Origin of the sequence: Pseudoalteromonas sp. Isolate6 (assembly GCF_022398435.1) — a bacterium.
GTDB lineage: Bacteria > Pseudomonadota > Gammaproteobacteria > Enterobacterales > Alteromonadaceae > Pseudoalteromonas > Pseudoalteromonas galatheae.
Genome location: NZ_JAKEVK010000157.1, coordinates 1 through 11,247 on the forward strand (window position 1 = coordinate 1; position 11,247 = coordinate 11,247).

The 11,247-nt window shown below is 41.3% G+C and carries 11 protein-coding genes and 1 pseudogene; 5 read left to right on the forward strand and 7 right to left on the reverse strand.

Translation table 11 applies throughout. The annotated features are described in order from the left end of the window. Positions 1 to 82 precede the first annotated feature (82 nt). The gene (locus L1D50_RS17230; protein ID WP_010369844.1) at positions 83 to 316 is read left to right on the forward strand and encodes a hypothetical protein; all 234 of its coding nucleotides are present in this window, start codon (positions 83 to 85) and stop codon (positions 314 to 316) included. Positions 317 to 420: 104 nt separating this feature from the next. Here L1D50_RS17230 and L1D50_RS17235 read toward each other — a convergent pair whose 3' ends face one another. The 5 genes and pseudogenes from L1D50_RS17235 to L1D50_RS17255 all read right to left on the reverse strand — a co-directional run bounded on the left by L1D50_RS17235 (position 421) and on the right by L1D50_RS17255 (position 5,532). After that, the gene (locus L1D50_RS17235) at positions 421 to 1,287 is read right to left on the reverse strand and encodes a helix-turn-helix transcriptional regulator (RefSeq protein WP_239966473.1); all 867 of its coding nucleotides are present in this window, start codon (positions 1,285 to 1,287) and stop codon (positions 421 to 423) included. A gap of 41 nt (positions 1,288 to 1,328) precedes the next feature. After that, positions 1,329 to 2,192, reverse strand: coding sequence for a helix-turn-helix transcriptional regulator (locus L1D50_RS17240; RefSeq protein WP_045988337.1), 864 nt, complete (start codon positions 2,190 to 2,192; stop codon positions 1,329 to 1,331). 57 nt (positions 2,193 to 2,249) lie between these two features. Beyond that, complete coding sequence (locus L1D50_RS17245; protein ID WP_239966474.1) at positions 2,250 to 3,119, reverse strand: helix-turn-helix transcriptional regulator; 870 nt, start codon at positions 3,117 to 3,119, stop codon at positions 2,250 to 2,252. A gap of 1,020 nt (positions 3,120 to 4,139) precedes the next feature. Then, positions 4,140 to 4,385, reverse strand: a pseudogene (locus L1D50_RS17250) (helix-turn-helix transcriptional regulator); the annotation flags it as partial. A gap of 271 nt (positions 4,386 to 4,656) precedes the next feature. After that, a complete protein-coding gene (locus tag L1D50_RS17255; RefSeq protein WP_239966475.1) occupies positions 4,657 to 5,532 on the reverse strand; it encodes a helix-turn-helix transcriptional regulator in 876 nt (291 codons plus the stop codon). A gap of 770 nt (positions 5,533 to 6,302) precedes the next feature. Here L1D50_RS17255 and L1D50_RS17260 point away from each other — a divergent pair. From L1D50_RS17260 to corA, 4 genes are all read left to right on the forward strand, one after another. Next, a complete protein-coding gene (locus L1D50_RS17260) occupies positions 6,303 to 7,163 on the forward strand; it encodes an alpha/beta fold hydrolase (protein WP_239966476.1) in 861 nt (286 codons plus the stop codon). Between the two features lie 3 nt (positions 7,164 to 7,166). Beyond that, positions 7,167 to 7,790: a TetR/AcrR family transcriptional regulator gene (locus L1D50_RS17265; RefSeq protein ID WP_039496548.1), complete on the forward strand. Its 624-nt coding sequence runs from the start codon at positions 7,167 to 7,169 to the stop codon at positions 7,788 to 7,790. Next, positions 7,787 to 8,278 carry a GNAT family N-acetyltransferase gene (locus L1D50_RS17270; RefSeq protein WP_239966477.1) on the forward strand — a complete coding sequence of 164 codons (492 nt, stop codon included), beginning with the start codon at positions 7,787 to 7,789 and terminating at the stop codon, positions 8,276 to 8,278. Before L1D50_RS17265 ends, L1D50_RS17270 begins: the two co-directional genes overlap by 4 nt. 85 nt (positions 8,279 to 8,363) lie before the next feature. After that, a complete protein-coding gene (corA, locus tag L1D50_RS17275; protein ID WP_010603700.1) occupies positions 8,364 to 9,320 on the forward strand; it encodes a magnesium/cobalt transporter CorA in 957 nt (318 codons plus the stop codon). A gap of 1 nt (position 9,321) precedes the next feature. Here corA and L1D50_RS17280 read toward each other — a convergent pair whose 3' ends face one another. After that, entirely contained in the window at positions 9,322 to 9,774 is a 453-nt protein-coding gene (locus L1D50_RS17280; RefSeq protein WP_039496544.1) for a GNAT family N-acetyltransferase, read from the reverse strand. Positions 9,775 to 9,873: 99 nt separating this feature from the next. Then, a partial coding sequence (locus L1D50_RS17285) for a hypothetical protein (protein WP_239966478.1) occupies positions 9,874 to 11,247 on the reverse strand: 1,374 nt, incomplete at its 5' end.

An 11,247-nucleotide genomic window follows, 5' to 3' on the forward strand; every position in this document is an offset into this window, starting at 1 on the left:
GTAAAAAAATTATTTTCCGCAGATTTCTGCTGAGAATTCCTGTTACCTTGCTGTAAATTAAAAGAGACGGGTTGGAACGACAATGGACTATCAAAGCCAATATCGTGACTTAACTATTTATTACGACGCACTAAAAAAAGCAACAAAGCAAAGTGAAGCGGTACCAGACACTACAGAAAAGTGGCTGGCACTCGTAGAAACGACCTTATTTGAACTACAAGAGCTTGCTCATATGGAAAAAGCTTATATGCAAAAATCAAGAACGATGAATAACCTAATTGAGTTGGTGTACTCCAGTGCCCCAAGCATGGACTAGCAACTAAAGGTTATTGCTGTTGAGTTTTGCATTGACAAGAGTGCTACTACTAGCACTCTTTTTTCGCTAGAAATAAAGTTTTAACTCCCACTTTTCATACACTATTACAGAACATTTTCAGCAGCTCGCGATGTTTGATTACGTGCGATATAACCGATATAAAGTACCGCGACACACAGCAGCATAGGCACTGATTTTAAGTAAGCAAAATAGTCATAAAAGAAGGTTACTTCCCAGAACACCTTTGCGGTTTCTTCATTTATACCCATTCTATCTAGGTTACGGAGAAAGTTTTCCATTAAGGCAAAAAAATCTATTAACGCTAAGGTCAAAACTAAGAAATGTAATGGCCCCTCCGCATAGTTTTTTTCAAACACAGAGGCACTTCTTCCTCGGGTAAGCAACACCGCAAAAGCCATCCGATGTTTTAGCAAAAAGAGTAATAAAAGGCTGAGTGATAGCTGGATGAAGAATGCACAAGAGTTTCCTATAAAATTGTTATCCACTATCGGATAAATAAAGTTCTCCAGTGTATATACAGCTACCGTTGAACACAAAAATACTACTACAAAGCAAAGCGTCAACAGCTGACTATTTTTGTCTTTGTAAGAGTAAAAGAACAAAACTAACAATAAGATAAATAAAGTAGATTCAAAAATAATTACGCCAAAAGCCGAACCCAAGATTAGCGTAAGAATACTACCTTTGTCCTTCATATTGTCTGGATATAGTCGCGAGAGCGCTTCGGTATCATCTAAAATATCGGCGAGTTTAACTCTGCAGAGGTCGGCAAACTTCATTAACGTACCAAGCTTAAAAGAGCTAACACCATTGAGGTAATTGTCTAGCGTTCGCATGCCAATCCCGAGGTGGCGGCATATATCTTCTCGAGACATCCCGCGTTTATGCTTTAGACCTTTTATTAGCAGTCCTATGCGCTGGCTTACTTCATACTCTTCTGGCGTCTGCATCGACCTACCGTTTCCTGAATCTAATAATTAATCTATTGTTATTAAAAGTGTGATAGCTGCTGGCGGCTCTTCTTACGTGCGAGCAATCCAATATATAACAGAGTAATGCACAATAGTGTCGGAAAAGCTTTTAGATACGCAAAGTGGTCAAAAAAGAACGTAACTTCCCAGAATATTTTAGACGCTTCCTCATCCATACCTAGGCGATCTAAATTACGAAGAAAGTTTTCCATCAATGCAAAGAAGTCTATAAGCACTAACGTTAACGCTAAGAAATACAATGGTCCTTCCACGTAATTTTTCTCGAATACCGAGGCTGATTTACCACGTGTGAAAAAAACTGAAAGTGCCATTCGGTACTTGAGCAGAAATAACAGCAGTAGGCTTGAGATTAACTGGCCACCGTAAGCATAAATATTCTCGATGTAATAGCTTTCAACCACAGGGAAAACAATATTTTTTAAGTAAAATACCATTACTGCATCTAGTGAAAGCACAACTGCAAAAATCAAAGTTAGCGATAAGCTATTTTGATCTTCTTTACATAAATAAACTAAGACAAAAAGTAAAATACAGGTGATCGGCTCAAAAACTGTAGCACTTACTACCGTAGTCATTAGCAAGGCTAGAATACTACCTTTGTCCTTCATATTGTCTGGATATAGTCGTGAGAGCGCTTCAGTATCATCTAAAATATCGGCGAGTTTAACTCTGCAGAGATCGGCAAACTTCATTAACGTACCAAGCTTAAAAGAGCTTACGCCATTAAGGTAGTTGTCTAGCGTTCGCATGCCAATTCCAAGGTGGCGGCATATATCTTCTCGCGACATCCCGCGTTTATGCTTGAGACCTTTTATTAGCAGTCCTATGCGCTGGCTTACTTCGTACTCTTCTGGCGTTTGCATCGCCTCGCGATCCTTCTATATAACCTGTTATTAATACTGAATTCGTTATTGCTAAAGTTACAGTGTAGCTCTAACTTGTAGCGGAGCATTTCTTCGCGCGATAAACCCTACATAAAGTAAAGCGATGCAGAGAAAAATTGGGATTGCCTTGAGGTACTCGAAATAATCATAAAGGAATCTCAGCTCCCAAAATATCTTTGCTGTTTCCTCACTAACCCCCAAGCGCTCCAAATTTCGAATAAAATTTTCCATGAGGGCCAAAAAATCGATAAGCACTAACGTCATTGCTAAAAAATAAATTGGGGCTTCTATGCCATTCTTTTCAAATACAGATGCAGATCTTCCCTGAGTTAAAAATACACTAATCGTCATTCTATGTTTAAGTAAAAACAGTAACATGAGGCTAAGAGTTAACTGCAACCCAAAAGCATAAATATTCTCGAAAAAATAGCTTTCAACAGCTGGGAAAATAATGAACCTCAAGAGGTATGCGACAACGACCTCAAGTGCAAAAATAAAGAGGAAAATGCCTGTGATAGTTTGACTATTCTTATCTTTGTAGCAGCAACAAAACAAAAGTAATAGAAGGAGGAATACGATAGATTCGAAAATAAGAAAATACCCAGCAATAGATCCCAAGATAAGCGTAAGAATACTCCCTTTGTCCTTCATATTGTCTGGATATAGTCGCGAGAGCGCTTCGGTATCATCCAAAATATCAGCGAGTTTAACTCTGCAGAGATCGGCAAACTTCATTAACGTGCCAAGCTTAAAAGAGCTAACACCATTAAGGTAGTTGTCTAGCGTTCGCATGCCAATCCCGAGGTGGCGGCATATATCTTCTCGCGACATCCCGCGTTTATGCTTAAGGCCCTTTATTAGTAGTCCTATACGCTGGCTTACTTCGTACTCTTCTGGCGTTTGCATCGCCCCGCTTTCCCTTTAACCAAAACATCAAATTAACCCAAACATTACATTTTGTTTAATATAAAGACAAGTACATGCTCTAATAGATGAGAGCTGCATAGGTATTGAGGTTGAAACATAACTAGGAGAATAAAATGCTCATGCTTTCTAACTGTGGCAGATGTTTGCAATATGAAATTGAAACGCAGTATTCGAAAGCTACTGCGTTTACATAAGATTTAGCTAATTTTGGATTTGCTGCCTTTTAGTTCGTACTATTAAACCTATATACAGAAGAAAGATACACAAAAATATTGGGACGGCTTTCAAGTATGCAAAGTAATCAAAAAAGAAAGTTACTTCCCAAAACATCTTGGCAGTCTCCTCATTAACTCCCATCCGGTCTAGATTACGAAGAAAATTCTCCATTAAGGCAGAGAAATCAGTAAAAACAAGTAAAAGTACTAGAAAATATAGTGGACCTTCTGCATAATTTTTTTCAAATACCGACGCGGATTTCCCTTTCGTTATTATTACAGCAATGGTCATTCTATGTTTCAGTATAAACAGTAATAATAGACTGAGTATTAGCTGAGCAGAAAATATGTATGTATTTTCGAGAAAGTTACTACCTATCAGCGGGAATATCATCGTTTTAAGTGCATACAAGGTAATAGCCGATAAAGTAAACACAAATGCAAAGCATAATGTCAAGAGTTGACTATTAATATCATCTTTGGACATTACGACTAAGACTAGTAAAGCGACAGGAAAAAAGAGTTCTAAAACAGTCGCACTAACAAAAGTTGCACAAATTGTTGCGACAATACAGGTTAATAAAGATAGGTTAAACAAACTTTTCATGACACACCTTAACCATTAGACTTTTCATTTGGAGAAACTTCATTTTGAACTCTGGGACCTCCTCCAGTACTCACACCTGTGCCACCAATAACTAGCTTACACAATGAACGACTAAGGACTATTTTTATCGGCTTTTTCTGTGCAGCCTTCATTGTTCTTTTCCTCACTTTTTTCTCCATACAGGCCGGAGAGCTTATCTGTATCTTCTAAAATATCTGATAACTTTACTTTACAGATTTCAGCAAACCGAAGCAATGTCCCAAGCTTAAAGGAGCTAGAGCCATTTAAATAGTTATCAAGGGTCCTGCCACCCACACCTAAACGCCGGCTAACCTCTTCTCGGGTCATCCCTTTTTTGCGCTTTAGCCCACGTATCAGTCGGCCGATACGCTGGCTTACCTCGTATTCTTCTGGCGTCTGCATCGCCCCACCATATCTCTCAATCACCCCAACCAAATTAACCAAAAGTTTACATCCAGTTAAATATAAAGACAAGTAGATGACAGTACTATTTTTAGGTGCACACTCGCAAAACAACCCAAAACAGAAACAAACTTATCATTATATTTGAATTTTTGGTATCAATTGATTTAAGCAACCCTTACTACACCCGCTTATTTGTTATTTAGCAGACCAATAAAATCAATAATTAAAAACACACAGACTTCTCTATTTTTATGGGAAAATCTTCACATTATTGTATGGGCGCAGCATTTGCTTTATTTAAAACCTGCTTACGGCGCGCTGTTATTCCTGCGTATAAAACAAACATGCAGAGCAGATAAGGCACGGCCTTAATATAAGCAAAGTAATCAAACATAAAGGTCAGCTCCCAAAATGGTTTGGCAACTTCTTCATCTATACCTAAATGCTCTAGGTTACGGATAAAGTTTTCCATCAATGCGGCAAAATCAATCAAAGCTAACGTACACGCGAGCGCATAAAGCGGCGCGTCTACTTGGTTTTTCTCAAAAATGCTGGCTGAATTCCCTTTGGTAAACCACGCACCTAAAAACATTCTGTATTTGATCATGAACGCCAGCAGTAAACTCAGTAAAAGTTGAGTCGCAAAAGCATAGATATTTTCAATGTAATAGCTTTCAATAGCTGGGATCAATACAAATTTAAGCCAGTAAACAACGGCGATTTCTAACGAAAAAGCAAATATAAAAATTGCAACAATGCTTTGGCAATTCTTGTCATTACGCGCATAAAAAAATAACAAGATCAGTAGTGCAATGAAGATAACTTCAAATACTAAAACGCTGACAATAGAGCTCATAAATAGCAAAAAGATATTGCCTTTATCTTTAATATTCTCAGGATACAAGCGCTTCAGCGCCTCGGTATCATCCAAGATATCAGCCAGCTTTACCTTGCATAGATCTGCAAACTTTAACAATGTCCCAAGTTTAAATGAGCTCACCCCGTTTAAGTAATTGTCTAACGTGCGCGAGCCTATACCTAAACGTTTACAGACATCTTCTCGGGTCATACCTCTGGTACGCTTTAACCCAAGTATTAACCTACCTATCCGCTGGCTTACCTCATATTCCTCTGGTGTTTGCATTAATCCACTGTCATTTTACGGTATTATTTGAATTAACCCAAACATTACATTTAGTTAAATATAAAGACAAGCCAATCACGACCACATCACATAAAAAGTACATAAATTCAGGGAAATTTTACGTAAATTGAAATATTTTCATCGTTTTTCACTTTATACGGTGCTTTTAGAGACAAACCTTTTTGAGGGTATGCCCCTCATAGCCTTGAGTAATCCGCAGCCGGCGTTTTAAAAAGATCGCTGGGTAAACTAGCTCCTACGCGGTGGTGTGGAGTCCGTATAAGGTGCTTTGTGCAGCGGTTGACGCTTTACAAAGATCGCTGGGTGAACCAGTTCCTACGCGGTGGTGTGGAGTCCGTATAAGGTGTTTTGTGCAGCGGTTGACGCTTTACAAAGATCGCTGGGTGAACCAGCTCCTACGCGGTGGCGTGGAGTCAGTATAAGGGGCTTTGTTCTGCGGTTGGTGCTTGGTAAAGATCGCTGGATAAACCAGCTCCTACACGGAGGGGTGGAGTCAGTATAAGGGGCTTTGTGCTGCGGTTGGTGCTTGGTAAAGATCGCTGGGTAAACCAGCTCCTACGCGGAGGTGTATCGCTGGGTAAACCAGCTCCTACGCGGAGGTGTATCGCTGGGTGAACTAGCTCCAACATGATGGGGGTGTATCGCATAGTTAACCAGCTGCAATATTAAAAGGTGATTGTTATGCTTTACAAAAAAGTACAACTGTTCTATTTTAATAAAAGTACAAGTGTTCTTTTTTAGAGGTCAGGATGAAATTCAGCTACTTTAACGATAAAGACGGCTCGCTTATCACTAAGATAAGTCGTGGTGTCACAGGGCTTATGTGCACGCTTGCGCCACCTATTACTTCGAGGTTAGGTCAGGTATTACTGATGAGTCCGCATGGTAAGCGTCAATATCAGTTTAAAAATAAAAAACCCAATGGTGAGTTCAATATTCTTACCTCGCTCGGTCGCGTTCATGTAAACGTGTTTGGCCTTGGCCCGAAGACCGTTGTGTTAAGTCATGGTTGGGCCGATAACAGCAGTTGCTTTGATACTTTGATCCCAGAACTCGTTGCGGCGGGATTTTGCGTTGTGGCGATTGATCATGTTGGTCATGGACAATCTCATGGTAAGCAAGCCCATTTGCTGGCTTTTGTTGAGGCACTGGATACTTTGATTGAGAAGCTAGAAGCTGATCGCCATGATATCGTAGCTTTGGTGGGACATTCTATGGGCGCTGTGGCGCTGATGAACTTACCGGATTATCGCCTAGAAAATCGCGTGGTTATTAATGTTGCAACTCCCGTGCAGTTTTTTGAGCTGATGTTTGAGCGCGTCGGGCGAGCGGGTATTTCTGAAAAAATGCTACACCAAGTATTGGGCGCTATCACCACAAGGTATGGCACGCATTGGCATTTGATCAGAGATAAATTCCACGACGGTGTACTTAAGTTTGAGCCGACATTTATTCACGATACCGAGGACCGATTTGCGCCATTTGAACACGTAGAGTCGCTTATCGCAGCCGCTCCTGAACGTTTAATCCAAACCTCAGGCCTTGGACATCGCCGCATTTTAGGCGATACTGGCGTTATTCAACGTATTACTCAAAGAATAACTGCATAAGTGATGAACAAAGGCGAGAGAACGAGACAAACCATTTTAGAGCAAGGTATGCGCTTTAGTAGCCAATATGGCTTGATAGAAGTCACTATTGGTTCTATGGCAAAGCTTTGTGGCTTGTCTCGCAGCGGGCTTATCTCGCATTTTGACAGTAAAGAAGATATGCAGTTGGCGATCCTCGATTACTGTGAAGATCAATTTATGCTGCATGTCGTCGCACCGGCACGACACCAAGATCCCCTTGTACAACTCAAGATGCTCTTTTCTATTTGGGCCGACTGGACTCGTGAACTATTTAATGAGCCACATTCAACTTGCCCGTTTATCAAAGCGTTGGTTGAGTTTAATTGCCATACAGACAGCCCTATTCATACCAAAGTTACCGAGCAACATAACCGATTATTTAGCTATATTAAGCATAAAATTGTGCAAGGGATAGAAAGCGGTATTTTTCATCCTGAGCTTGATGCGCAGTGCGCGGCGTACGAGCTATACAACTTGTATCTAGGCCATGCGATAGCGAAAAATACGGTACTAACAGAACATGCCAGCGAGTTGTTTAAACGTAATATTGAGCACTTACTTGAAAGTTATCAAGCTGATCCAAAAACACGGAGCGCATCTGCATGATTGAAATAATCTCTACCCCAACCCGCGATATTGTTGAGCAGCTTACTGAGCTATACATCGCGACTTTTTCAGCGCCGCCACGTAATGAAGAAATAGACCAAGCAGCCATTCGCTTGCTTATGGAAAAGGAAATCGAAGAAGGCGAAGTACGCGTTATTTTTGATGATTCAACACAGCAACTTATTGGTAGTTTGTCGCTAGTGCCAATCGCGCATTTTAAAGATAAGGCGCGCTTTGATCTTACGTCAGGCCTGTACATTTCGAACTTTATGGTTGATGCGAATATTCGCGGCAAAGGAATTGGCAAGCAATTACTGCAAGACACCTTAGCCGCTACTCGCCAACCTATCCACACTCGTTGTCGAGTAGATGCCTTAGCGGTGAATCATTTATTTCAGCGCCATGGCTTTAAATTGATTGCTAATTACACAACAATCATGAATAACTCGGTTGCGGCACGTAATATCTACACCTATCAAGCTGAATAATCTGCAGATAACCTTTGGATTGTCATTGTTGATTAATACATTCACTCTTATACTTTGCCAAAGAGTCGTCGTGTAGAGTAATGAGATGCTGAGGTTTTTTTCGATTGAACACGGTGTAATTTCCGAAATGGAACCAAGCGCCGACACCCCGATTGAAATAGCGATCAAAAACGCCCATTGGATAGATACTATTAATCCCACTGAGGAGGAGCGAGTTGCCCTTGCAAACACGCTAAATATTACCCTTCCTGGTGCGGATGACGTAGAGGAAATTGAAGCCTCTTCGCGCTGTTTTATCGACAGCGAAGGTCTGCATGTACACGCTTTGTTTATGTCTCCCAATGATGGGCGTTTTAATACGGTGACCGTGGCCTGCTTATTACAAAAGAACTGCTTATTAACCATTCGTGATGACGAGCTTGCGGATTTTAGATTGCTGCGACTACGTGCGCGTAAAGGGCAAGTGGCGTGCGATAACCCAAAACAGCTGTTAGTGACTTTGTTCGATCAAAAAGTCGAAAACCACGCGGATATGCTTGAGGATATGCACCACCAGCTTGAAAAGCTCAGTGCCTATGTACTTGAGGAAGAAGACTCAGATCTAGAAGAAGCCGTTAGTCGTATTTCAAGGCTAGAAGATGCCAATGGTAAAGTGCGCTTATGTTTGATGGATACGCAGCGCAATATCTCGTTTTTAATGCGTCATGTGGGGGTGCAATCTGAAGAGCGAGAAACGCTACGGGAAGTCACACGAGATATCGAAACCTTAATGTCGCACTGCGCCTTTCTCTTCGATAAAGTGAATTTTTTGATGGATTCTACGCAGGGTTTTATCAATATCGAACAGAACCAAATTATTAAAACCTTCTCCATTGCCTCTGTCGTATTTTTGCCACCCACTGTGGTTGCCAGTGTGTATGGAATGAATTTTAATAATATGCCAGAGCTAAACTGGGCATGGGGCTACCCTTTTGCCATTGCTATTATGCTACTGTCTGGTTTTGCGCCTTACCTATTCTTTAAACACAAAGGTTGGCTGTGACCTAGAGGTGTAGCTTCATTTCCAGCAGGCAAGGTGTAAATCCCGCTTTTTCATAAGCGCGAATTGCTGCGGCGTTACTACTGTATACATCAAGGTAAAAATCGTTGACGTTTTGGGTTTTACACCAAGCGATTAAGTGCTCCATGATCTCTTGATTCAAACCTTTACCACGATGCTCAGGTGTTACATACATAAAACCAAGATAACCATGCTGCGAATGTTGTAGCTGCTGTTTCGATGCTCTGATCTGCACATACCCTGTCGCCACTATTTGCTCTGACACTACTCCAACAACCACTAACGTATTCGAACAAGTGAGTAATTTTTCGAGATCATAGTATTTGGCGTCTTGCGATTTGATTGCTGCGTTATACGGACGCTCCGCTTCGATCACTTGCTGTTCTAAGTCTAGAAGTGTGGTTAAGTCGTTGATGGTGGCTGCTCTAATTTTCATATTTTTTCCTTAAAAAAAGCCACCTTAGCTTAACTAAGGTGGCAAAGCCACTATCTACAGTGTTAAAAATTGTCAGGGACTACATGAGTTAGCTAAGTATTAATGGTCGTGAGACTCCTCTGCTGCAATACCAAGCCATACTAGTTTTTCTGGTACGTAATCTAGTTCAAACGTGTCTACTAGTTTGGCTTCTTCTAAATCAAACTTTTTGATTTGTTTTGCAATTGGATCGCTCACATATACCGCTTGCTCTGAATGAGAGAATGTAATTTGGAAACCGTGACCTTCTGGCATCGTAGTTAAATCGGCATCGCTAACTTGTACTTCACCTGCTGCTTCAAAATGGTGCTCACCATCATGATCATGACCGGCAAAAATGCTGAGCTTACCTGCTGTATCCATCACTACAACATGCTCACCCGCAAAGCTAAATCCAAAGCTCGCGATGCGATAGTTATCACTTACTTGCCATTCAAGCTTTTCGATATGGCCATGCTCTGGGTCAACCATCAGCACATCATTACCTGCTGATGCGATAAACTGCTCTGCATCATGGTGACCTTTAAGGGTGCCAATTCGCTGCCCGTCAGCAAAGTAATCTGGATTGGCGAGTTTTACTGCACTGAAGCTTTCGCCTTGCTGAGTGATAAGCGCAACACCATCACCACAACCAAATGCCACTGCTTCTTCATTTTGTGCGCTGCCGTGAAGTGCTGGACAGCTTACGTTAAATACTTGCTCTTGATGGAAATGGTCACCATGCGCATGATATAAACCAATTTGCGAAGGTAGAGAAGTTTCGGTTTGAGGGTCTCTGATCGTACTAATTAGAAATTCGCCTCGAGCTTGCGCTGCACCGTGCATGTAAGTGTCATAATGTAGCGCAGCGACTTCGCTTTGCTCGCCGCTAATATGCGCTTCAGTGAACATTGCTGCACCGGCATTCTGTTGACTGTCTTTGTCGCCATCAGAGAATACAGCAATACCCGACTCACCCACTGTAACGTGTGTTGGCTTCACTGATTCTAAATGGAACGAAGCAAGTGCAGGCGCTTCTTCATGAGTATGGTGATGGTCGCCATGCTCTTCCTCATATAAACCACCATCAATAAATTCCACTAAACCTTGGTCTCGTTGCACCAACACAGCAAAGCGGTGATTTTCAGAGCTATATACATATTTTGGATAGTGAGTAACACCAATTGAGTCAATAAGTGATTTATCCGCCGTTGAGTACACATTCACAACGTTACTATCTGCACTAGTGACTATCAGGCGACCATTTGCGTCTGTGATCGCATCTCCATGATCGTGATCATCATGACCATCGTTATCGTTACCATTGTCTTGTGTTGGCGGGTCTACTTTTACGATTGTATGTTCAGTACCACCACAAGCGGAAAGGAGAATTGCGGAAATGGCAACTGCCAAAAGTTTACCTTTTAATACCATGAGAGAGATCCTATTTATATT

What these genes read in the sequence shown, in the direction of transcription:
- L1D50_RS17230 (WP_010369844.1), top strand. Translation starts at nt 83, where the DNA reads ATGGACTATCAAAGCCAATATCGTGACTTAACTATTTATTACGACGCA.
- L1D50_RS17235 (WP_239966473.1), bottom strand. Translation starts at nt 1,287, where the DNA reads ATGCAGACGCCAGAAGAGTATGAAGTAAGCCAGCGCATAGGACTGCTA.
- L1D50_RS17240 (WP_045988337.1), bottom strand. Translation starts at nt 2,192, where the DNA reads ATGCAAACGCCAGAAGAGTACGAAGTAAGCCAGCGCATAGGACTGCTA.
- L1D50_RS17245 (WP_239966474.1), bottom strand. Translation starts at nt 3,119, where the DNA reads ATGCAAACGCCAGAAGAGTACGAAGTAAGCCAGCGTATAGGACTACTA.
- L1D50_RS17255 (WP_239966475.1), bottom strand. Translation starts at nt 5,532, where the DNA reads ATGCAAACACCAGAGGAATATGAGGTAAGCCAGCGGATAGGTAGGTTA.
- L1D50_RS17260 (WP_239966476.1), top strand. Translation starts at nt 6,303, where the DNA reads ATGAAATTCAGCTACTTTAACGATAAAGACGGCTCGCTTATCACTAAG.
- L1D50_RS17265 (WP_039496548.1), top strand. Translation starts at nt 7,167, where the DNA reads ATGAACAAAGGCGAGAGAACGAGACAAACCATTTTAGAGCAAGGTATG.
- L1D50_RS17270 (WP_239966477.1), top strand. Translation starts at nt 7,787, where the DNA reads ATGATTGAAATAATCTCTACCCCAACCCGCGATATTGTTGAGCAGCTT.
- corA (WP_010603700.1), top strand. Translation starts at nt 8,364, where the DNA reads ATGCTGAGGTTTTTTTCGATTGAACACGGTGTAATTTCCGAAATGGAA.
- L1D50_RS17280 (WP_039496544.1), bottom strand. Translation starts at nt 9,774, where the DNA reads ATGAAAATTAGAGCAGCCACCATCAACGACTTAACCACACTTCTAGAC.